Genomic DNA, 21,930 nt, shown 5'->3' on the forward strand with positions numbered 1-21,930 from the left:
GTTTATTAGCCCTTGTTTATACAAAAATCACCACTTTTCACTCTGTTTTATGGACTAGCATTTTTTAAATAGAGATCTCGATATGTTGTATAATGATTTGCCTCTGTTTCACGATAAATTCTTAAATAATCTACACTAAAAGGTTGGAACAGCTCTAAATTCTTATTAATTGAACCGTACATCTCTTTTAATTCATCACGTGATAGCCCCCAATGTGATTGGCCTAATGTTAAATGAGGGACATATTTTTCTAATTCCATATATTGTTCAATTAATTGATCAGTAGGTGCAACAGCATGGACAATCTTTTTGTGCAATTGAAGGATCTCCTCGGATTTCACATGTAAAAATAAGACGTCGTCTCCAAAGAAATCTGCTTTGTCTAATGTAAGTTGGAACGTTTCTATGTCTTTGCAACAGTCCACAACTTTTTCAAGCCAACGTAAATCTAATAATAATCCACCTTGAGCTTTTAACGTGATATGTGGCTCTACAATGTTTGGTAGCTTATTATTTCTCCACTGTTGTTGAAACCGTACGATTCTCTGTTTGTAAATTTCAGGAGGGACAATCCCTATGAAATAATTCATAAGCAACACTCCTCACTAATTTTATTGCCGTTCAGACTCACACAATAATCACTTGCCATTCGCAGACTCCAGTCATCCCGATCTTTTCATACACACTTTTTGCAGCAGGATTATTGTAAAACAAGTAGGGATACTTTCCTTCACGCAACAATGCTGAAAATAACGCACATAATACGTCTGTTCCAAGTCCCCTTTTTCTATAATCAACACTTGTTAATACACCCACGACAATGGCACTCTGATCATCTTCTGCAACAGTTGAGCAAGACGCAACCATTCTTCCATCCATTTCTAAATAAAGCGTTCTCCCATTTCCATTGTTCAATTTTTCTAATTCACTTTGAATATAGGTATATCGATCAACAAGCAACGTCTCGTTATATTCATTGGCAGATGAGAATAAATCATAGTGTTTGTTTATTTCCTCTACGGTTTGAATGGCTTTCACTTGATTGCTTCTTTTTTCTTTCGTTAAAATCTCTTTTACGACTCCTAAATAAGAGAGTGTCGTTTCTTTCGCATGAACGTATGGCAAAAATTTTCCCATAAACTTCTTTGGTCCACTTAACTTTGAATAAGAGAACCTTTTTAGCAAGGGTTCAAAAATCGCAATATCTCTATCCGTATTTGCAAAATAAGTGATATTATTATAGTTATTCAGTAATAACGATACTAATTGATTGTCTTCATACTCACCATAAACGGTAAAGTTTCCTTTGTATTCGTGGCGGATCATACCATCAATGATGAAAAGATAATGATTTTTTTCGTCACCAAATAACTGTAAAACATCTTCATGATCGTTTATTGTTAGTCTCTTTAGCTTCATCTATCAACACCCCTTGCACATACGGACTATATTTTCAGAAATTTCCCTTTGTTTATTTTATCATAAACTAAACTCAACCTTACTCTTAGAAAAAGCAATCATGTTAGAAATTGTACGTTGTGGTAAAGAGTTTATACGAATTAAATGTAAGAGGTGATCACATTGGCAGGTCATTGGAAAAAGTATTTTATTCTAATCGTTCCAACTTTATTGTTAGGTGTCTCCATTCTCTATCTTACTGATAACCTCATTGTACCGTTAATCATTATTAGCTGTTTTTGGGCTATCTTTTACCTTTGGGTCTATCTCGAAAAAAAGCAAGGTAAGAATGAATCCTCTTAGAATCACATAACAAAAAGGCTACTAAAGTGTCTTCTCAGACAACTTTAGTAGCCTAAAATCGTTTTATGCACTCTTACAATTATTCTACCGATTGTTAATAGAATACGTCTCGTATGGTTCTTCATAGACATAGCCAAGTCGTTTAGCAAGCTTAACGGATTCTGCATTTGCTGCATCCCAGCTTGGATACTTCCCATGTTCCAGACAATCTACTAGTAAGGCTGCCGAGGCAATCGTTGCCAGACCTTTTTTGCGATGATCTTCGTGCGTACCGACTTCTACTTCAATTCCCTCATTATAAATGCTGAATGACGTAGCACCGCAGACCACTTTTCCATCGTGAAGAATCGCATACCCAATGCCTCTATCCAAAAAATCATCTATTGAATTGAAATTGCAGATAAAATACTCTGAGATTGCTTGTAAAGATGGTTTGTTTGCGATCGCTGAATCGATTCGTTTTAGTTCATACCCTCCAGGTAGATTCGTTAAAAAACCTTTAAGGTACGCAACGTCTAACAGCGCGTCGTCTTGTTTAAAGCGGTAGCGTTCAAACTTATTGAATTTCCCTTTATAGATGGTTTCGATTCGCTTTTTCCATTCATCTGTATGAACGATAACCAGTGCATCTTCAGGAAGATGATGTAACAGTGTCTCCGCCTCTTTTGCATTGGCGTCGCCTGCAAAGTAAGAAAACATCCCTACTTTTACTTGAGCAGCTGTTGGGCTTTCCTGATTGTTTACCCATGCGTCTCCCATATGCTCTTGTAAACAGGAGAGAATGACGGTGTCAGCCATACCTTCGAACATAGGCAAGAGTTTTTGCTTTGTCGTTGCATCTGCTTTTTTAATTGAGAAAACCTACTTTCTTTTTGACAGGTTAATCGAAATTTTTTTAATTTAATAGAGCTTCCTTTTTTATTTAAGTAGTCGTTTCAGATGCTTTTATCTCCTCATTATGCTCGATCATAGTTTCTGTATCACCCTGATGTTTGTCATCTTTGTCAACAAAAAATGTACCACCAGAAACATCTTTTACATTGTTAACAACTACGAAAGCGTCACTATCTACTTCACTTACAATTTTTCTTAATTTCACCACGTTATAATTTTTTACAATGATATAAAGAATGCTGTGCTCACTATTTGAATAGACTCCCGACCCTTTGATATATGTCGCGCTCGAAGCAAGCTCTTCTGTAACTCTTTTAGCAATTTCACTACTCTTTGGAGAAATAATGTTAAATGCCTTTTTAGAATCAACACCACCGATAATATAATCGGTCGTTAATTTCCCAATAAATAAGCCAATAATTGTATACAACGTGTTTAGTACACCAATAATGAATATTCCTGATAGCACAACGACAACATCAGAAATAAAAGTAAACAGAACAACGTTCCAACCGAATTTCTTATTTAAAACAAGTGCAATCGTGGAACCCCCACCGATTGAACTACCAGCAAATAAGATTAAAGCAAATCCGATTCCCATAAAAAAGCCGTAGAATATCGCACCTATTAGCGGATCAGCTAGCGCTTGCCCGTAAGGTTCAGTCAAAAATGTAAAAAACGATAGAAGTACAACTGTTAATGAGCTTTTCATTAGAACGGATTTGGAAAGGTATCTAAGGCTGATAAGAACAATGATAATGAAACCGAGAAAATTCACAATAGCTGGTGAAAACGAATAAGCATGATAAAGAAGAAGCGCAATCCCAATAAGGCCGCCATCCGCAATGTTATTTGGCATTCCTAAAAAAGATATACTCAGTGCGATGACAATTGAGCCTACTATGATTAAAAGTATGTTTTTCATGTCGTCACCTCCATTCATTCAACTTGCTAAAGCTGCCTCTTATTGCCCATCATTTTTTTCCGGACACAAGCTCTCTTTCTCCTAATCGCTCAACAAAGCGTAGCAAATAGCCATCAGGATCGGCGACGAGAAACTCTTTCTGACCGACTAATGTGGTATTTGCACGATACCAATTTTCCTTCATATCGACCATGATTGGAACGTTCTTCATCACTAATCGTTCATAAATTACACGATTATTTTTTACAATCATTTGGAAATTCACACCTCTTCCAAACGGATAAATCAGTTCACCTGTCTGCCAATGTCCATTCATTTCTTCAATCATAATCTGGCAGTCGTCTATAGAGATCATGGCGAATTTATCTTCTACACGTTGATAGTCAAGGTTAAACTGTAACAGACCGATGTAAAAATCAAGACTTCGATTTAGATCTTTAACCGATAGTTCCGGGATGAGTGAATTCATTTTATTTACCTTCATTCTTTTTATATAGCAAGATATTACTTACATTTACCTGTAGCATGATTTTTTTAAACGGTTTTTATTATAACATACATTTATAGCGTCACTTCTTATCGCTGCAATAAGAAAAAGGTACTAGAGATTGCTATTGACAACGAAGATAAGTAAAATAATCGTATGAGATAGATTTCATACCAGAGTTAATGGAGTGTTAATAGAATGGCGACCATATCAGATGTTGCAAAGTTATCTGGTTTATCGAAAACAACGGTATCACGTGTAATTAATAATCATCCCTATGTATCTAAAGATAAAAGAGCGCAAGTTTATGAAGCAATGGAACAATTAGGATACAGCCCAAATCCAGCAGCAAGACGTTTACGAGGTCAAATCACAACGACGATTGGTGTGATTGTCCCTAAAATCGTTAATCCGTTTTTTTCACACCTTGTAAATGCAATTGAACAAACCGCGTACCAAAAGGGATATCAAGTGCTAATCTTCCAGAGTTATGAAGATAAAAATAAGGAGATAGCTTTTTTAAATTTGTTAAAAACAAGGCAAGTTGATGGCATCATCTTAACTTCAATTGAAAATAAATGGGAAGTAGTTGCTGATTATCAACAGTACGGACCAATGATTCTATGCAATGATTACATAAACCAAAACACGGTTCCTATGATTCGATTGGATCAAGCAAAAGGAGCCTTTCTCGGAATTGAACATTTGATTAAACAAGGTCACCAAAAAATAGCTTACTGCACAGGTGGTTTATTTGATGAAGAAGGGAAAGGAAAAGACCGAAATAACGGGTTTCAAAAAGCGATGACTCAATCAGGTGTAAACGTAAATCCACAGTGGATTTTTATTGATCAGCATTCCATTGAAGATGGAAGAGATGTTCTTAGACAACTCTTAGAGATGACGAATCGTCCTACAGCCATCTTTACAGGAAGTGATGAAGTTGCCGCTGGAGTGATTATGGAGGCCAAAAAAAATGGTTTAACTGTCCCGCGCGACCTTGCTGTTGTAGGATTTGATGACCAACCACTTGCTCAAATTGTCGAACCCAACCTTACAACAATTCGTCAACCAGTTAATTTAATGGGGACAAAAGCGAGTGAAAGAATGATTCAAATGATTGAAGAGCCCCACTTTAAACCTGAACATGAACAGTTGCCAATTGAGCTTGTTGTTCGTAGTTCGACATAGCACGTAACAGTTCATGGGTCCCCCCATGAGCTGGTATACGCATTTAGAAAAAAGCATTGACGAAAAATGCTTCGTAATAGTAGAATCAAATATGAAACCGATACCATATTGAAATATATTTGTATTCAGCTAGATTAGCTGTTTTTTTAAAATCACACATGGAACCGATTCCATATAACACAAAGGGGAAAATCATGCAGAATAAATGGTGGCAGAAAGAAGTCGTTTATCAAATATATCCAAAGAGTTTTAACGATACGAACCACGATGGGATCGGTGATATTCAAGGAATAACCGAAAAAATCCCATATCTTGAGTCTTTAGGAATCACAATGATCTGGATCTGTCCTATATACAAATCTCCTATGGCTGACAACGGATACGACATTTCAGATTATTATGAGTTGAATCCTCAGTTCGGCACAATGAGCGATTTAGAGGAACTCATACGAAAAGCGAAAGAAAGTAAGATTAAGATTATGCTTGATCTGGTTATTAATCACACATCAGATGAACATCCATGGTTTCAAGATGTACTGAGACATCCAAAAACAAGCAAATATCGTAATTATTATATTTTGAAACAAGGAATTGATGGGCATGTTCCCACCAATTGGCGGTCAGTTTTTGGAGGGAGCGTTTGGGAGCCACTTCCAGGGTCTGAAAATGAATTTTATTTTCATTCCTTCCATGTGAAACAGCCCGATCTAAATTGGGAAAACCCACAAGTGCGAGAAGAGCTTTATTCAATGGTGAATACTTGGTTAGATAAAGGAATTGCAGGCTTTCGTGTAGATGCAATCACATTTATTAAAAAAGATCAATCATTTTCAAATTTACCTGCTGATGGTGTTGATGGCCTGTCTAAATGTACGAAAAGCACGCGTAATCAACCAGGTATCGAAGTTTTTCTACATGAATTAAATGAACGAACATTTGCAAAGTATGACTGCATAACTGTAGGAGAGGCTCCTGGCGTTCCATATGAAGAGTATAGTGACTATATCGGTGAAGGTGGCTATTTTTCGATGATTTTTGACTTCCATTATGCGGATTTGGATGTCGTGTCTGGGAGTGAGTGGTTCAAACGTGTAGATTGGACGGTACATGATTTAAAGAAGCTCATATTTAAAAGTCAAAGAGAACTTCAAAAAGCTGGATGGGGCGCGCAATTCTTTGAAAATCACGACCAAAACCGGTCGATAAGTAAATACATTAAAGAAGAACAAAATCAAAACGTTGATGCCGCGACAATGCTAGGAGCACTATTCTTTTTCTTACGAGGAACACCTTTTATCTACCAAGGACAAGAGATTGGCATGACAAATGTAACGAGAAGATCAATTGAAGAATTTGATGACATCTCAAGTATTGATCAATATTACCGAGCCATTAAAGAAGGATTTAGTGAGATGGAAGCGCTAGGTTTCATTAATCAACGAAGCCGAGACCATTCTCGGACACCATTTCACTGGAGTGGACATACACATGCGGGGTTTTCAGATGTAAATCCTTGGTTAGGACTGAACGAAAATTATCCATTTATTAATGTTGATAACCAGGAACAAGATGATCATTCTGTTCTTTCTTTTTACAAAAGGATGATTCACGTTAGGCAAACAAATGACTGTCTCATCTACGGTGATATCGTACCGATTTTAGAGGGTCATCCCACAATTGTTGCATATAAAAGAGTCACACGATCCGACGAAATAGTATGCTTATATAACTTTGATTCGAGCACAAATGAGGTTAAGTTAAATCGCAACGAGTATGAATGTCTATTGAGCAACGTCACTGAAGATCACAATCAGTCGAATGAACTGATCTATACGTTAAAACCGTTTCAAGCAATCATCCTCCAAAAGAAAGAAGCGATCAAAAATGAGTAAAAACAAATACGAACGGATTGGAAAAGAGATCATTGCCCACATCGGCGATGATAATATCGAATCTTTTGTTCATTGTGCAACGCGGCTACGCTTTACGGTAAGAGACCGTACAAGAATAGATGATGAAGCGATTGAACAAATCGATGAAGTCAAAGGAGTCTTTTATAATGCGGGTCAATATCAAGTCATTTTAGGAACAGGCACAGTTAATAAGGTATATGCAGCCATAAAACGTGAACCTGATGATGAAGAAGATAGCACCACTCAAGAAACTTCCTCACACCAGGAAAAAGGGCTACGCCGCGCAGTCCGAGCACTTGCTGATATTTTCATCCCGATTATACCCATTATTGCAGCAACAGGTTTGTTTCTAGGCCTACGAGGTGTACTGACAAGCGATGCCTTTTTAGGACTTTTTAATATGAGCGTCGATGATATTCCGGAATACTTGTTAACGCTTACAGCTGTTTTAACCGATACAGCTTTTGCTTTCTTACCGGCGTTTATTTGTTGGTCTGCCTTTAGAAAATTTGGTGGAATGCCCATTATTGGTTTTGTGATAGGATTAATGCTCGTTTCTCCTGCATTGCCAAATGCTTATGAAGTCGCTGATGTAACGACTGGAGTTGAGCCTATCATTGCTTTTGGTTTCATTCCAATCGTTGGGTACCAGGGAAGTGTGTTGACCGCGCTTGTTGTAGGCTTTCTCGGTGCTAAACTAGAGATAAAGTTAAGAAAGATTATGCCAAATGCACTAGATCTTATCTTCACTCCATTCTTTGTTTTGCTCGTAATGATGATTACTGCCCTACTCATTCTTGGACCGCTTCTTCATTTTGTTGAGGCTGGACTCGTATTTGTGGTCTTAGAGTTAATTGAATTCCCGCTAGGAATTGGGGGTCTTTTGATTGGTTTTATCTATCCGCTAGCTGTCATGACAGGGATGCACCACCTTTTTATAATGATTGAGACAACATTATTGGCAAGTACAGGTTTTAACCCTTTAATTACATTGTGTGCCATGTATGGGTTTGCTAATGCTGGTGTCTGCTTAGGCATTACCGTAAAAGCAAAAAAGAAAACCGTTAAAGTTACTGGCACAAGTGCAACAGTTACGCAACTGTTAGGTGTTAGTGAACCGGCCCTTTTCGGAGTCGTCATGCGTTACAGTAATAAGCCACTGTATGTCATGATTGCTTGCTCCGCACTAGGTGGTGCTGTGATGTCATTATTAGGCATTCAAGCGAATTCTTATGGGCTTGCCGTCATTTTATCTCCTTTAATGTACATTTATGAATGGAATCAATTTATTGCCTATATAATTGTTTCAATTATTACCTTTATTGTTGCTTATGTCGTTACGTACCTATTCGCCGTACCAAAAAGCGTAATGATTGAAAATGAGAGAAAATTGAATCCTGCTAGTTAACAAACAACAACACCAAAAGCCTATCATCTATTCGATGAAGGCTTTTCACTTTTTTACTTAAACCAGCCCTTCTCTTCTATTAATGAAATGGCTTCAATCCGGTTGGTGACATGAAGTTTTTCATAAATAACGGAAACATAATTTCGAACGGTGCCTGTTTTTATTTTTAAATGATCGGCGACTTCTTTTGTGCTTTTCCCTTCCGCAATTAGCTGGATGACTTGGCCTTCTCGTTCTGTTAGCGGATTATCATTGCTACTCATCATATCCATTAATTCTGGCGCATACACCTTGCGCCCGCTCATAATGGTTCGAATGGCTCTTGCTAGTTCGTCACTAGGACTATCTTTTAATAAGTAGCCGCTTACTCCTGCTGCACGTGCAAAGTTAAAATACCCCGTGCGCGCAAAGGTTGTGAGAATAATAATCTTACAGGCTTCTTCTTTTAATGCTTCTGCGGCCTCAATTCCCGTCATTAACGGCATCTCGATATCCATGATACAAATGTCAGGCTTCTTTTCTTTTACAAGCGCCACGGCTTCAACACCGGTTGTGGCTTTACCGACAACCGTCATATCTTCTTCTAGCTCTAGTAATGACGCTAGTGCCCCTAACAGCATTCCTTGGTCTTCTGCCAGTACAATGCGAATCATAGCTGTCCCCCTTCTTTTTGATAGATAATTCTTGGAATACGGATCGTTAACTGTGTTCCCTTATTTGACTGGATCTCTAGTTTACCGTTAACAAACTCCAATCGTTCTTTCATCCCAATTAATCCACTATTATGTGTGGTTGGTTCTTTTCCGACCATGCCAACACCCTCATCTACTACATTCAATCGCCATTCATTCGGAAGATTTTCTAATGTGATTGTACATTGCGTTGACTGGCTATGTTTGACAACATTCGTGACCGATTCTCTTAAGCACATGCAAAACACATCTTCTATTAGGAGCGGCAAATGTTTAAACGATTCTCGCCCTTCGATGTTGCACGTAATTTCACTTGATTCTAATAACACTTCGACTTGAACCATCTCTTCTTCTAGACGTGCTGTACGCATATTTGAAACAATATCACGAACTTCTCGTAAAGCGGTTCTTGATGTCTGGTTAATATCGCCCAGTTCTTGTTCTGCTAAATCGGGGTTTACTTTTAATAACTTTTTAGCAAGATCACTTTTCATCCCTATTAATGATAGTTTTTGTCCAAGTGTATCATGTAAATCCCGCGCAATCCGCTGTCTTTCTTCTACTACCATTAACTGAGAGATTCGTTCATTAGCGTCACTAAGCTGACTTTCTAACTCTTCTCTTCGAATACGATTATAGATCGTAAAAGGTAACAAAATCACACCTAGTATGCCTAGTACATTAAATGGGAGTTGAGCTGAATAGACATCCGGTTCAAGTAAAAAACCAACTGTAAACGCAATAATCGTTGTCGATAAATGCACAACATACAAACTAATAAACCCTGATCGACTTTTTACGTTTCCAATGAAAAACGCAATAAACAACGCAAAATACACATAGCCAAAATAGATGGTCATCCCAATGCTAATAAGCATCTCAATACTTAATGCTACATAAACCGTCCAGCCTTTTTTTATAAAAGATAAGCGATACGTCGCAAAAAACAAGACAATCATCGCCACACCAATAATAATTTCATATATCGTTGCGGAGCGAATAATAAAGTAAAACGGCAAGATACAAAAAGCAATCCAAGCGAATAAACTTAACCCTGTGTTTTTAGGAAATATATGAAACCAATGATACAACGGACTAGCTCCTTTTTGTTAACGTCATGATCTGTCTATAGCAAAAAAGCGCAATGGGGACACTTCTTCAGCATGTGCAACAGCGGAGAGCTGAAGCATTACTGATTGAAGCGTCCGTCCGTAGCGCTTTTGTTTCTCATTCATCCTGTTTTCGTATGAGACACACGAGAAGGTCCTTGAAGACGATCCGCAATCTTCATCTCTTTAAAACTAATGAAGGTTTGATTTTTTTCATCATATAATCGAAAACGAATTGATTCAAGACTCTTTTTCAACGTAATCGTTGTGGCAGTCTGTAAAGGCTTAACATTCTCATGGGTTTTTTCCAAATTGTAATTCGGTACTTTTGGACTCAAATGATGTACATGATGATAACCAATATTCCCTGTTATCCATTGTATCACTTTTGGAAGTTTATAATAAGAGCTGCCGTCAACCGCAGCTTTCACGAAATCCCATTCATTATCGTTTTCAAAGTAGGAATCTTCAAATTGGTGCTGTACATAGAATAACCAAATCCCTGCCGCACCAGATAGGTACATAATAGGAATTTGAACAATTAAAAAGGCTTCCCATCCAACGAGCATCATCATACCTGCATAAATCAGCGCGATACTCGCATTTGTTAGAATGGTATTCACTTTTTCTTTGCGTTTCGCATCTTTTTTATTGATCCGATTTTCAATTAAAAACAAGTAAAGTGGCCCTAAACCGAACAAAATAAACGGATTTCGATATAATCGGTATTTGAGTCGATCCATTTTTGTTGCTGTTCGATATTCCTCAACGGTCATGACCCAAATATCGCCCGTACCTCGTTTATCTAAATTCCCGCTCGTTGCGTGGTGAATCGAGTGACTGTGCTTCCATTTTTCAAACGGGAAATGCGTAAGCACGCCGGTTATATTCCCAACTATACGGTTCCATTTTGGATTTTGAAAAAAACTACCGTGAGTACAGTCGTGAAAAATAATAAAAATTCGTACGACTAATCCAGCCGCAATAACAGAAAAAAGTAAACTTAACCAGATTGAAAGAGTGATGCTTTGATACGCTAAAAACCATGCTAGAAAGAACGGCAATAGCGTGTTTATTAGTTGAAGAACCCCAATTTTTGTATTCGACTTTGCATATGGTGCGACACTCTTTTTCAGTGCGCGTTGCTTTTCTTGACTCATATTGTCCCCACCCCAAATGTGACGTTATCTTTAGTGTAGCGGACTGTTAAAGAGAGTGTAAGACACAATTGTCACTGCAAAACCATGACAAGTGTCATACTCCAATTGCAGAAAAAAAACGCCCTCTTTTTTCATAAAAGAGGTACGCTTCTTCAACTCTATAGTTAAAACGGTCTAATTATTTTTTATTTATATAAGGTATTCTTTCATATAATAGCAAAAAATTTAAGGAATCAATGTCTCCTTATCGTCAATTTTCAACACAACAGTCTCTAAAAAAGCACGCTCTTCGTCTGAAAGTGCTCGGTGGAGACTGTCTTCGAACTGCTCAACAAGCCGCTGCAACACCTCTGAAGAATGAATGCGAATACCCTCCTTTTACCTTATTCTCTCACTATAGTACAAACGGCTTGAAAATGAAAATCAATTTCATGAAAATAAGAAAAACAGGAGTATTCGCCTATTATTAAAGAATTTTGTTGGAAAAACGTTAAGACCTATGATAATTCAATTGCCGTACTTGCCAGTTCTACGCCGTTCGCAAGCAACGTGACAGTGTGTAAACCAGCATAATGCTTGCGGGTTGATAGATCTGCAAAGCGATGTGTCCGCATTCGTTGCAAGGTTTCTTTTTGAAAAAACTTCCGATCAATTAGTAAAAATTTCTTACGTGACGTTTTCCCATTTGCTTTTACAAAATCGATCGCATATTCAAACCGGATTCGCTCACCAGTAGGTTCCTCTACTTTGACAGTCCAGTGTAAATCAACAGAATCTCCCATTCGAATGGAAGTAGCCGAACTCTTTATGTTGGCACCAGTAATGACTTGAGGATTTTCTTTAAGATTTACATACCCAAATAATGCATACACTTCAGGCAATTCAAGTTTTAACAAGCCTCTACAACCATGTCGAATAATCCAATCTGTATCGTCATGTTGACCTTGCCATTCTTTAGCGATCTGTAAAACCTTATAAGGGTGATCTTTTGAAAGATCGTTTAAATTATTTGCCACACTTTTTCGCACATATTTTGAGGGGTCTTTCTTTAGTTTTTCGAGTAAATCAATTACGGGCTCTGGGTTTTTCTTAAATTCCGTTAACGCTTCCCCCCAAGGCAATCTAGGGCGACAACCCTCACTTGCTAAACGACGCACATGCTCGTCCTCATCTCGTGCCCAATCATGCATTTGTCTCATCATCCGCTCAGGATCTTTCTTTAAAAAAGGACGTACCGCAAACTCACTAGTGGAACCTTTTGTAAAATAGGCAAGCGCGGCAACTGATTCTTCCCAGTGGTCTTGACCATACACTTCAACAAAATCAGGAAATAGAACAAATAAACCTTTTTGCGCATCATTTCCTAGCGTCAGTAAGATATGAAGTGCGCTCAGATAATCGTTTGGCAACGTTAGACCGAGCGCAAGCGTTATTTTTCGCATCCGTTGTTTTAATGCAAGCTCTTTCCATTCTCCTGCAAAAATGGTTTGAATGAACAAGGTATCGTTGAATTGATGATCAACAGACTTAATTTTTTCCGCAAGAGTTTGAATCACTTCTTGGTTATACATGTCTTTTAACGGTTCAGCCATCTTTTCTTCCCTCCACATACCCGTGACCTTCTTCCTTTTCTACAAATTTTATAGAAAAAAAGACATTTTGTGTAGGGTTTTGTATGATGGTTCTAGAATTTAAAAGATTATAGGAATTATAGTCGATAAGGAGTGCCTATATGTCGTTACAACGTTTACCAAATCTTTGCCTATTAGAAGCTTATGAACAAGCTCTATCCCAATCATTATCTGAAGATTTCGTTTCACTTTTACGAAATGAACTCCTAGCAAGAATGGAAAGTCGCACGTCCAATATTCATTCAACATCATTTGTCATGATTCCAAAAGCCCAACCGAACGATTTTTAAATCCAAGAGCGTTTTCTTCTGAACATCTGCTCTTGATCACGATGCGGAGTGTCGCCTTTCTTTGGCTCGTGTTCTCTGTTTTCAACCGGCAATGCATAAACGGAAAGCAGCTCCTTAACGTAAACATCTCGATCGAGGACTATTCCGATTCGACTACAAGATGCATCCTCACCACATTGAGTAGGTACAGCTCGAAAATCAGCTGTACTTAAGCCGTACGTTATGGGATCGTGATAAGATACTCGAACAATGCGTTCCTCATACGTTGTAACAACAGGCACATCTAGCGCAACCATTGCCGCAACGAGATCGTGAATGGGTGTCCTTGGCAGTTGGGGGTTTGTCGTTTGATAAAACACATAATAATACTCAAACAGCGGTTTTAAAAGTTTCCCGACTTCATCTTTTTGAGCTTCATCAATTTGATTTATTTGTTCTGGAGTAATGTAACTATCAAGTGTCGCATTAAATGGAAGAATCGTTAAGTTCGGAACCCGTTCAGCTAACACATTTGCTGCAATGGGATCGCCGTGAAAATTGGCCTCGGCATTCTCCGTTACATTTCCTGGTACGAGAAACGCACCGCCCATTATGACCGTTTTAGAAACGTTGCTCATAATTGCTGGATTTAACTCCCAAGCCATTGCCAATGCCGTGAAACGTCCAGTCGCAACGATAGTTACATCGTTCGCATACTCCTGGATAAGATCAAACATTAGACTAAAATTACTTACATCTTGAAAGACATCGCTACTAACTGGCGGTCGAAAAGGACCTAACCCTTCTTCTCCATGAATCTCCGGATAGAATTCCGGTTCACTCCCGTCCAAAGGCTTCGTAGAACCACTAATAACCTGAATGTCTTCCCTGCCAGCTAATTCTAAAATGTACTTCACATTCCGATACGATTTGTTTCTACTTATGTTTCCGTACCCAGCTACCACACCAATAAGATTGACATTCCTTTTTTTCAATAAATAAATGAGCGTAAACGCGTCATCAATCCCCAAATCCACAAATAGAAGTATGTTTTTCAAAATCAAGTCCCACCTATCGACTTTTTGTGCAGTCATTAACCCTATGCACATGTCTAGGCGATGGTGAAAATAAGATCGTCCTCATTTTTGATTTTCACTCATGTTTCTTCTCTTTTCTACCAAAGAACAGTGTTGGTTTTATTCATTATTGAATAAAACAGAAAGACCATCGATTTTGTCTGAATGTTCTTTACAAAAAATAGGTGGTCTCATACACTTTTCATAACAGAAAGGAGTAGAAGAAGATGAGCATGAAGCAACGAAAAGCCGTTTTTCAAACGCTCTTTATCCTGCTTTCACTTGCAGTAAGTCAAGTGATCTTCTTTATTATTGATCAGTCTTCAGTGAGTCTTAACCACTATGCAAGCGAGGCGACGATATTCTTTTTTCCAAACGCTTGGTTTAACGCCCACTTCACGCCTTATCAAACCATAGAATTCAATTTCTTAACTGCATTCTTTCTACTTATTAGTGTATGTTTTATCTTATATCAGCTCTTCGTTTTTTTGCGCGAAAGATCCCAATAAAAAAAGAGCGTCATGGCGTACGCTCTTCAATCTTCCTCTTTCTTTTCAATAAGTTTATCAACTTTTTCTTTTAATTGCGACGCGTCAATGCCGCGTTGGACGGCTTTTTATAAATCTTCTCACTATAATGGCGGATGCTTGCCGCGGAGGATTGGTCGAGCCTCCGCAGACTGCGTACTGCTAGGTCTCGTCACAACCCTTTTTCCGCAGGCGTCACCGCCATATTTTAATAAGAAATAATATTAAAATAAGTCAATAGACGAATTTATTACAACATAAATGAAGCCACTACTCCCTCACAAGCCCTTCTTCGTAATGTTGCATTCGTTCAAATTGTGGTGTAACTGAACTTGTATGATGATGATCACCAATCTCCCATTCGACTTCGCCATGTTCGTCATAGAAGCGCCAAGCATAAAACAGCTCGTCTCCATAAGTTCGACCTGAATGTAAGATTGCTTGATTTTCAGTTTTATAGTCTAAGTCTTGCACTTGTTTATGAAACGCTGCCCATTCATTAGGAAACGGCTCCATCCCGTAGCTTTCTTGATAAAAATCTAATGAAATCGTATGCGGCATTTGAATTTGTGGATAATAAAAATACACATTCATGCTATTCGTGTAATACCCTCGATCTTCCAAAGTAAAAATTTCCAACTCGGTTAATCCTCTGTCAGGGTTTTCGTTCCAAATTAATTGATAGGAATAGGGATCATTTTCTTCTGTTAACCAAATACCAGGGCCATCATCGAGGGTCACAACAACTTGTTCCCACGCATCATTTGACCATTCCCAGATTGCAAATCCATACTGATTTTCATAATAATAAGGAATCAGCCGATTCGTATCCGCAATGTATTCATTCCCTTGTATCACAATGTCCTCTTCAGGCACCCCAATTAATTCTTGAGCCAGCGCTTCCCTAAGTTCCTCATCAGCAGGAAATGAATCAAAATCTGGCGGCTGGTTGAACATAAAATAAAGCGTTGCGCTAAGTGCAACAATGCCTGCCACTAAACCGATCGACCATTTCTTTTTTCGCGTCATGGTGCTTCACCTCCATTAAAAAGAGATTCTGAACCACTAAAATAAAATTGCTCATCTCCTAGATCGACAAGAAGACCATATCCATCTTTTTCTACGAAAATAAGCGGATTCAATCCACTTCCCCATTTAGATTGTGCGCCTTGAAGAACATACGGAAAATCTTCTTGATGCTCACCTTGCTGTCTACCACCAGTCATGATTTGATCAAAAAATTCAGCCTCACCTATCGAATATCTTTCATATCCATCTAGATCCGCTTCACTCAGATTAAGTTCAACCTCATCTCCTTGAAAGTGTGTGACCGTTAGCTCTATATCAGTTGGGTTCGTTATGTAGGTGGAAATTTCGTCTACTGGATACACAAAATATTGAACAACCGTTCCAATCAACGAGAACCCTACGAACAAGAAGCCCGAGAAAAAACCTGTCCATGCAAAAGGACGATAGCGCAGCCATGCTTGATCTCTTCGTGGTGCGAGTAAACATATAATTCCAACACCTAGTGGTATGAGCGGAAAAGCCATTTCCTGATTAAAAATAAACAAAGGGAAATCAACCGTCAACATGCCGACAAAAGTAACAATGAGCGCTTTCCACCAAGACACGTTGTCCTTGTTTTTACGGTATAAGATTATGAAAAAGCCAATAAAAAGAGCAAAAGCCAACAAGCTACTTAATGTTTCAATCAGTCCACCTAATGGGATTTGAACATTCAACACGTCACCTCCTACTCTACTATCCTAACACCCAATTGGGTATTTAAGGAAATAAATTCCTTCTGTTACACTTGTAAGGTTAATAAGGGCTATAGCCAAGTGCAATCGGCACGAGAAGAAGAATGAAGCTGATGAAAAACAAGAGCCAGAACCAAATCGAAGTCAAACGCCTCACAGAATAATCTTTCCACCTACTTAAAAAGCTCGCCTCAAATAAACAGTAAATCACAAACAGTATGTACGTCACGCTCCACCATTGAATCCATACATTCCGCTCCAACGATACATTAAACCAGATATACAATGGTTCTAAAACAACGTTTGTCAAGACTAGCCCCACTGTTAATAGTAGGATGATACCGACTGCATAACGACCACCACGAGCAAGATTCATCATTCATATCCCCCCTCTACGACTAGTCTATCGTCGGACAAGGCATTCTATGAACAAATGAAATGCAAATCTTTAGTGAAATCGGTCGATATACCAAGCTTGCGCATTTTTTTCTAATACTCGTTCAATCGCTTCAGGGTGAACGAGGCTTTCCTTAATGATTGTGAGATCCTCTTTTTTAAATGGTCTCGGGGCTCTAGTTGACGGAAGATCTGTGCCAAAAAGAAGAATGTCTGGGTGAATCTCATAGAGACGTCTGATAACGGGTTTAGGATCAAAATCAAGCCGACCAAAACCTGTAGCCTTCACACGAACGCCTTTTTCCGCCAAGTGATACAGCTCTTTCATGCCCTCTTTCCCCAAACCTAAATGATCAATCGACACAGCAGGCAATGCCTCGATAATAGGCAAGTATTGTTTTAGCTGGCGTGAATGAATGTATAATTCAGTATGCCAACCGACAAGGTTATAAACACGATTTGAGAAAGCCTTCAAATGAGATATATCTTCTGAACCTCCGCGATTCACATTAAACCGAATCGCGCGCACACCTTTTTTATGAAGGGACAAGACCTCCTCATCCGTCGTAGATGCTGGCAGCTGCGTTACACCTACAAAGCCTTCTCCCAACTGACCTAACGCATCGATTAAATACGTCTGATCGTATTGTTGAAAGGAACCAGATACAATTGCACCACCTTTTATTCCTAACGATTTAATTGCACGTGTATAGTCTTGAACTGTATAGGAATCGGGCGTATACCCATTGTTTTCGTAAATCGGAAAACGGTTATCAATGTTATGTACATGCGCATCAAACATTACATCGACCTCCAAATCTATATTTTATACACCCTTACCAGGAATCTCCACCAGATGGAGGAGGCCAACTGCTTAAGTACTTCCTAATTAATACAACTTGACCGGCGTGATAGCTCGTATGAAGAATAACGGAAAAAATGTCAGATACATCTGCATTGTCGTCAAAATCGTCAATAAATGTTTCTAATTCTATTAAACCATTCTTGTATGTCATAACTGCGTTTTTCCAGTGTGTCTCGCTTTCTGGAACTCTCTCTTTTGGCCAGGTATCAGATGAGTGAGTTGGCACAGGCATGTCATCATCTTGATACTGTCGAAGCAAAAATTGTTGCCAATACGTTATATGTTTAAGCAATTGCTAGATAGAATGTTCATTAAAATTGGCATTACTCGCTTGTTTCATAGAGATTCCATCAAAAATCGTTTCTGTGGAGACATGTGCGTTTTGCCCATATAGTGCTTGCTTTAATAAATCTTTCATCGATCTCCCTCATTTTTATCTTTAGTGAATATCTATACGTACCACTTCATTACCCAAATGAATCATCATTCTGACAAAAGGTGTCAATCGACCTAGATAAATATCGGATGGCGGTTGATCCTTTCTTTGAGAGTGCGTACAATAGATAGAACACTTAATGAAATGGAGGGTTACGATGTCTGGATTCCATGCTTTTTTTAGAGGGATAACAAAAGGAATTGTGCTAATGCTTACTTTATTGATCATTTTGTCAGTAGCAACGTATCTCTTTATTGGTTACCCACATTTACAAAGTTTGCTGTTTGTCAGTCTTGTCGTTTCAGTTCCGATTCTTATCCTTTATTTATTCTTTATTAATTTTTTTCGTTCTAGATCGTAGAAGCACATAAGACGACTTTTCCATAACGGCTCGTAAATGGCTCAGCTTGTTTGACCGCTTGGTTGACATCGGATAACGAATAGCGATCGCCAAGATTTGGTAAGATTAGGCGTTGATTCGCTACGATAGAAAGCAACTCGTTGTACACACGATGCCAGTGACTGAGTGATACTTGTTGATTCCAATGACGTAGATGAAACATTCCTGTCTGTAACCGTTTAGAGTGATGAGCCCAATCGACTTGCTTTCCAGACAATAGCCCAATTGCTAAGAACTTCCCTTGCGTTCGTACACATCCTGCAAGTCGATCTCCTTTTTCTCCTCCAATCGAATCAATCGCCACATCAGCACCCTTACCTGCTGTTATTGCCATAACCTGATCAACGAACGATTCTTCGTTTTCATCTATGACGAATGTAGCTCCTAATTCCTGCAATGCTTTTTTTGATTCTTCTCTTCTGACAACAGCAATTAACGTAAACCCTATTTGTATAGACAATTGGGCAAAGATTTTCCCTAGCGCCGATCCTGCCGCATTGATGATCACAACATCCTCCTGTTGTAAACACAACTTTTCTTTACAGACAACCCAAGCCGTAAGTGGATTAATATACATTTGAGCGGCGGTATCATCATCAATCTGGTCGGGTACAAAGATTAACCGCTCCTTTTTCATTTTTACGTAATCTTGCCACGTTCCCTCGGCTCTTAGCGGCAACACACGCTTTCCTATGTAAGCTTTTAATCCATTTGCTCCTACCTCTTCAATGACGCCAACCCCTTCATAACCAGGAACAGCTGGTAATGTAGTCCGATGAGCGTACGCACCACGAATCGGAATCAAATCAGATGGGTTAATGGGCATTAGGTTCATCCGGATAAGGACATCTTCTTCTGAAAGTGGAGCGATGTTTCTTTTTTCAACCGTTAACACAGATTGAGGATCACCAAATTTCCGGTATACAACACACCTACCAACCATGTTATCCCCTCCTTGCTGACAGTATAGCACGGTTTTTTCTCGTACTTGTATATCATCACGTTGAGCGGCAATGATGTTAACGAAGGCTTCCATTTTTCGTTATGTCTCAATGGTAGAAAAACAAAAAAAGCGCTATATAATAACCTTTAGGAGGATGATCTATGATACATGAAAATTTAAGGACGCTAAGAAAAATGAATAAATTCACCCAAGAATACGTGGCTGAAAAGCTTCAAGTTTCTAGACAAGCAATCGCTAAATGGGAAGCTGGGGAAACTGTTCCAGACCTAAATTATACGATCGCACTTGCCAACCTCTTTGATGTTCGAATTGACGACCTTGTCTCTAAAGAAGAGAAACAGTACGGCATTGGTCCGAAAGGCAAGCATATATTTGGTGTTGCGACTGTCGGCGAACGAGGGCAAATCGTACTTCCTCAGCAAGCACGAGATATTTTCAACTTAAAAACGGGTGATAAATTAATGATCCTTGGTGACGAAGAACAAGGAATTGCACTAGTAAAAAATGAGCACTTCTTACAATTTGCTAATGGAATTTTTGCCGCCCAAGAGGAGGATTTTGAAGACGAATGAATGTCATTGAGACAACAAATTTAAAGAAACAGTTTCAAAATGAGATTGCCGTCGACGACTTGAATCTAACGATAAAGAAAGGTGAGCTCTATGCACTTTTAGGCTTAAACGGTGCAGGAAAAACAACCGTCATTAAAATGCTAACTACCATACTTAAACCATCGAGTGGGGAAGCAACGGTCTATGACTATTCCATTAAAAAAGAAGCACGCCCTATTAAGCAGCTCATGGGTGTGTCGCCGCAAGAAACGGCGATCGCCCCTAACTTAACAATACGCGAAAACGTGTTTTTAATGGCTCAGATTTATGGAATCTCCAAAAAAGAGGCTGAAAAGAAAAGCACAGATGTCCTATCACAACTTGATTTGACAGATGTAGAAAAGAAAAAGGCAGCTCAATTATCTGGCGGGATGCAACGTCGCCTCAGTATCGCAATGGCCTTAATTTCTGATCCAAAGGTGTTATTCCTAGATGAACCGACACTTGGGATTGATGTGATTGCAAGGAGGGAACTATGGGAAGTCATTCGAGACTTAAAAGAAAAAATGACAATCATCTTGACGACTCACCATATGGAAGAAGCCGACTCTTTAGCAGATCGTATTGGTATTATGGCAAAAGGGCAGCTGATTAAGACCGGGACTCCAGCAGAGTTAAAGGAACAAATGGAGACGTCTTCCCTTGAAGCTGCGTTTGTTTCTATTGTTACGAAAAAGGAGAAACGCTCATGAGGATGCTTGCATTTGCTTCAAGAAATTATAAAGAAATGACTCGGGACAAAGTCAATCTTCTATTTGGACTGGCCTTCCCCCTTGTTCTCATTTTAATGCTCTCTCTTATTCAATCAAATATCCCGAATGAGATGTTTCAAATTGACATGCTAACCCCGGGTATTGCGATGTTTGGGCTATCCTTTATCTCTCTGTTCTCCGGCATGCTTATTGCGAGTGACCGGCAAAGCTCTTTTTTAATGCGTCTTTTCACAACGCCTTTGACCTCCCAGCAGTTTATAACAGGCTATACACTACCACTGTTTCCGTTAGCCCTTATTCAAATGAGTCTTTGCTATGTGGCAGCTTTCTTTCTTGGATTATCCATCTCGTTAGAAGTCCTGTTTTCAATTCTCGTTCTTATTCCAATTGCGGTCTTTTTCATTGGAATTGGCTTACTGACTGGTAGCATATTTACGGATAGGCAGGTCGGCGGTGTTTGTGGCGCCTTACTCACAAACGTAAGTGCTTGGTTTAGCGGGGCTTGGTTTGATGTTAGCTTAGTTGGAGGTTGGTTTGAGAACATTGCACATGCCCTTCCATTCGTTCACGCGGTAGAAGCAAGCCGTGCGGCATTAACAGGAAATGGTAGCGATGTGTTTCCTCATTTATGGTGGGTCATCCTTTATGCCGTCGTAGCCATCGTACTTGCAATTTATGTGTTTAACAAAAAAATGAAAGTTGCATAAGCTTTTTTCCGTCAATTCCTGTACCTCATTTC

Annotated in this window: 28 protein-coding genes; 10 read left to right on the forward strand and 18 right to left on the reverse strand. The window is 38.9% G+C overall.

The genetic code is table 11. The features are described 5' to 3' along the window. Nucleotides 1-47: 47 nt before the first annotated feature. A complete protein-coding gene (locus ACE1TH_RS11110) occupies nt 48-590 on the reverse strand; it encodes a 2'-5' RNA ligase family protein (protein WP_099302520.1) in 543 nt (180 codons plus the stop codon). 37 nt (nt 591-627) lie between these two features. After that, nucleotides 628-1,419, reverse strand: a complete 792-nt coding sequence (locus ACE1TH_RS11115) for a GNAT family N-acetyltransferase (RefSeq protein WP_099302522.1) — start codon at nt 1,417-1,419, stop codon at nt 628-630. Between the two features lie 162 nt (nt 1,420-1,581). Between ACE1TH_RS11115 and ACE1TH_RS11120 the strand changes: the two genes are divergently transcribed. After that, nucleotides 1,582-1,761 carry a hypothetical protein gene (locus tag ACE1TH_RS11120; protein ID WP_099302524.1) on the forward strand — a complete coding sequence of 60 codons (180 nt, stop codon included), beginning with the start codon at nt 1,582-1,584 and terminating at the stop codon, nt 1,759-1,761. An 84-nt stretch (nt 1,762-1,845) separates the two neighbouring features. Here ACE1TH_RS11120 and ACE1TH_RS11125 read toward each other — a convergent pair whose 3' ends face one another. The 3 genes from ACE1TH_RS11125 to ACE1TH_RS11135 all read right to left on the reverse strand — a co-directional run bounded on the left by ACE1TH_RS11125 (nt 1,846) and on the right by ACE1TH_RS11135 (nt 4,064). Further along, nucleotides 1,846-2,571 carry a GNAT family N-acetyltransferase gene (locus ACE1TH_RS11125; protein WP_099302526.1) on the reverse strand — a complete coding sequence of 242 codons (726 nt, stop codon included), beginning with the start codon at nt 2,569-2,571 and terminating at the stop codon, nt 1,846-1,848. 112 nt (nt 2,572-2,683) lie between these two features. Further along, nucleotides 2,684-3,580: a YitT family protein gene (locus ACE1TH_RS11130; protein WP_176554360.1), complete on the reverse strand. Its 897-nt coding sequence runs from the start codon at nt 3,578-3,580 to the stop codon at nt 2,684-2,686. A 49-nt stretch (nt 3,581-3,629) separates the two neighbouring features. Further along, the gene (locus tag ACE1TH_RS11135; protein WP_375078976.1) at nt 3,630-4,064 is read right to left on the reverse strand and encodes a bleomycin resistance protein; all 435 of its coding nucleotides are present in this window, start codon (nt 4,062-4,064) and stop codon (nt 3,630-3,632) included. Between the two features lie 201 nt (nt 4,065-4,265). Here ACE1TH_RS11135 and ACE1TH_RS11140 point away from each other — a divergent pair, with 201 nt between their 5' ends. The 3 genes from ACE1TH_RS11140 to ACE1TH_RS11150 all read left to right on the forward strand — a co-directional run bounded on the left by ACE1TH_RS11140 (nt 4,266) and on the right by ACE1TH_RS11150 (nt 8,579). Then, a complete protein-coding gene (locus tag ACE1TH_RS11140) occupies nt 4,266-5,258 on the forward strand; it encodes a LacI family DNA-binding transcriptional regulator (protein WP_375078977.1) in 993 nt (330 codons plus the stop codon). Nucleotides 5,259-5,452: 194 nt separating this feature from the next. Next, nucleotides 5,453-7,150, forward strand: coding sequence for an alpha-glucosidase (locus ACE1TH_RS11145; protein ID WP_375078978.1), 1,698 nt, complete (start codon nt 5,453-5,455; stop codon nt 7,148-7,150). Beyond that, on the forward strand, nt 7,143-8,579 hold the full coding sequence (locus tag ACE1TH_RS11150; RefSeq protein WP_375078979.1) for a PTS transporter subunit EIIC: 1,437 nt from the start codon (nt 7,143-7,145) through the stop codon (nt 8,577-8,579). Before ACE1TH_RS11145 ends, ACE1TH_RS11150 begins: the two co-directional genes overlap by 8 nt. A gap of 53 nt (nt 8,580-8,632) precedes the next feature. On the opposite strand, the gene ACE1TH_RS11155 is transcribed toward ACE1TH_RS11150, so the two are convergent. The 5 genes from ACE1TH_RS11155 to ACE1TH_RS11175 all read right to left on the reverse strand — a co-directional run bounded on the left by ACE1TH_RS11155 (nt 8,633) and on the right by ACE1TH_RS11175 (nt 13,132). Then, nucleotides 8,633-9,232 (reverse strand): response regulator transcription factor, encoded by a 600-nt coding sequence (locus ACE1TH_RS11155; protein ID WP_375078980.1) that lies wholly within the window; start codon nt 9,230-9,232, stop codon nt 8,633-8,635. After that, a complete protein-coding gene (locus ACE1TH_RS11160) occupies nt 9,229-10,362 on the reverse strand; it encodes a sensor histidine kinase (protein WP_375078981.1) in 1,134 nt (377 codons plus the stop codon). Before ACE1TH_RS11160 ends, ACE1TH_RS11155 begins: the two co-directional genes overlap by 4 nt. 140 nt (nt 10,363-10,502) lie before the next feature. After that, complete coding sequence (gene desA, locus ACE1TH_RS11165) at nt 10,503-11,540, reverse strand: Delta(5) desaturase DesA (protein ID WP_099302536.1); 1,038 nt, start codon at nt 11,538-11,540, stop codon at nt 10,503-10,505. A 225-nt stretch (nt 11,541-11,765) separates the two neighbouring features. Further along, complete coding sequence (locus ACE1TH_RS11170; protein ID WP_375078982.1) at nt 11,766-11,888, reverse strand: hypothetical protein; 123 nt, start codon at nt 11,886-11,888, stop codon at nt 11,766-11,768. Between the two features lie 149 nt (nt 11,889-12,037). After that, nucleotides 12,038-13,132 carry a DNA alkylation repair protein gene (locus tag ACE1TH_RS11175; protein ID WP_375078983.1) on the reverse strand — a complete coding sequence of 365 codons (1,095 nt, stop codon included), beginning with the start codon at nt 13,130-13,132 and terminating at the stop codon, nt 12,038-12,040. A gap of 140 nt (nt 13,133-13,272) precedes the next feature. Here ACE1TH_RS11175 and sda point away from each other — a divergent pair, with 140 nt between their 5' ends. Then, nucleotides 13,273-13,461 carry a sporulation histidine kinase inhibitor Sda gene (gene sda / locus ACE1TH_RS11180; protein WP_099302540.1) on the forward strand — a complete coding sequence of 63 codons (189 nt, stop codon included), beginning with the start codon at nt 13,273-13,275 and terminating at the stop codon, nt 13,459-13,461. On the opposite strand, the gene ACE1TH_RS11185 is transcribed toward sda, so the two are convergent. Then, complete coding sequence (locus ACE1TH_RS11185) at nt 13,458-14,498, reverse strand: nucleoside hydrolase (protein WP_375078984.1); 1,041 nt, start codon at nt 14,496-14,498, stop codon at nt 13,458-13,460. The genes sda and ACE1TH_RS11185 overlap by 4 nt on opposite strands. Nucleotides 14,499-14,743: 245 nt before the next feature. Here ACE1TH_RS11185 and ACE1TH_RS11190 point away from each other — a divergent pair, with 245 nt between their 5' ends. Further along, on the forward strand, nt 14,744-15,025 hold the full coding sequence (locus ACE1TH_RS11190) for a hypothetical protein (RefSeq protein ID WP_255224648.1): 282 nt from the start codon (nt 14,744-14,746) through the stop codon (nt 15,023-15,025). 288 nt (nt 15,026-15,313) lie between these two features. Here ACE1TH_RS11190 and ACE1TH_RS11195 read toward each other — a convergent pair whose 3' ends face one another. From ACE1TH_RS11195 to ACE1TH_RS11220, 6 genes are all read right to left on the reverse strand, one after another. Then, entirely contained in the window at nt 15,314-16,072 is a 759-nt protein-coding gene (locus ACE1TH_RS11195) for a hypothetical protein (RefSeq protein ID WP_375078985.1), read from the reverse strand. Further along, nucleotides 16,069-16,788, reverse strand: coding sequence for a hypothetical protein (locus ACE1TH_RS11200; RefSeq protein WP_255224645.1), 720 nt, complete (start codon nt 16,786-16,788; stop codon nt 16,069-16,071). The genes ACE1TH_RS11195 and ACE1TH_RS11200 overlap by 4 nt, the downstream gene beginning before the upstream one ends. A gap of 79 nt (nt 16,789-16,867) precedes the next feature. Beyond that, the gene (locus tag ACE1TH_RS11205) at nt 16,868-17,185 is read right to left on the reverse strand and encodes a hypothetical protein (RefSeq protein ID WP_255224644.1); all 318 of its coding nucleotides are present in this window, start codon (nt 17,183-17,185) and stop codon (nt 16,868-16,870) included. A 69-nt stretch (nt 17,186-17,254) separates the two neighbouring features. Next, nucleotides 17,255-18,004 (reverse strand): amidohydrolase family protein, encoded by a 750-nt coding sequence (locus tag ACE1TH_RS11210; RefSeq protein WP_255224643.1) that lies wholly within the window; start codon nt 18,002-18,004, stop codon nt 17,255-17,257. Between the two features lie 34 nt (nt 18,005-18,038). Continuing rightward, nucleotides 18,039-18,359 carry a hypothetical protein gene (locus ACE1TH_RS11215; RefSeq protein ID WP_375078986.1) on the reverse strand — a complete coding sequence of 107 codons (321 nt, stop codon included), beginning with the start codon at nt 18,357-18,359 and terminating at the stop codon, nt 18,039-18,041. 3 nt (nt 18,360-18,362) lie between these two features. Beyond that, nucleotides 18,363-18,485: a hypothetical protein gene (locus ACE1TH_RS11220; protein ID WP_255224642.1), complete on the reverse strand. Its 123-nt coding sequence runs from the start codon at nt 18,483-18,485 to the stop codon at nt 18,363-18,365. 175 nt (nt 18,486-18,660) lie between these two features. Here ACE1TH_RS11220 and ACE1TH_RS11225 point away from each other — a divergent pair, with 175 nt between their 5' ends. After that, nucleotides 18,661-18,864, forward strand: a complete 204-nt coding sequence (locus tag ACE1TH_RS11225) for a hypothetical protein (RefSeq protein WP_255224641.1) — start codon at nt 18,661-18,663, stop codon at nt 18,862-18,864. Here the strand turns inward: ACE1TH_RS11225 and ACE1TH_RS11230 are convergent. After that, nucleotides 18,854-19,846, reverse strand: coding sequence for a zinc-dependent alcohol dehydrogenase family protein (locus ACE1TH_RS11230; RefSeq protein ID WP_375079284.1), 993 nt, complete (start codon nt 19,844-19,846; stop codon nt 18,854-18,856). The two genes, ACE1TH_RS11225 and ACE1TH_RS11230, sit on opposite strands and share 11 nt — an antisense overlap. A 161-nt stretch (nt 19,847-20,007) precedes the next feature. Here ACE1TH_RS11230 and ACE1TH_RS11235 point away from each other — a divergent pair, with 161 nt between their 5' ends. The 3 genes from ACE1TH_RS11235 to ACE1TH_RS11245 are packed head-to-tail and all read left to right on the forward strand — an operon-like array spanning nt 20,008 to nt 21,898. After that, on the forward strand, nt 20,008-20,439 hold the full coding sequence (locus tag ACE1TH_RS11235; protein WP_375078987.1) for a helix-turn-helix domain-containing protein: 432 nt from the start codon (nt 20,008-20,010) through the stop codon (nt 20,437-20,439). Then, nucleotides 20,436-21,170, forward strand: coding sequence for an ABC transporter ATP-binding protein (locus tag ACE1TH_RS11240; RefSeq protein WP_375078988.1), 735 nt, complete (start codon nt 20,436-20,438; stop codon nt 21,168-21,170). The genes ACE1TH_RS11235 and ACE1TH_RS11240 overlap by 4 nt, the downstream gene beginning before the upstream one ends. Beyond that, nucleotides 21,167-21,898 (forward strand): ABC transporter permease, encoded by a 732-nt coding sequence (locus tag ACE1TH_RS11245; RefSeq protein ID WP_375078989.1) that lies wholly within the window; start codon nt 21,167-21,169, stop codon nt 21,896-21,898. Before ACE1TH_RS11240 ends, ACE1TH_RS11245 begins: the two co-directional genes overlap by 4 nt. The last annotated feature ends 32 nt before the right edge of the window (nt 21,899-21,930 follow it).

It is taken from the genome of Shouchella sp. JSM 1781072 (assembly GCF_041949915.1).
Lineage (GTDB): Bacteria > Bacillota > Bacilli > Bacillales > Bacillaceae_D > Shouchella.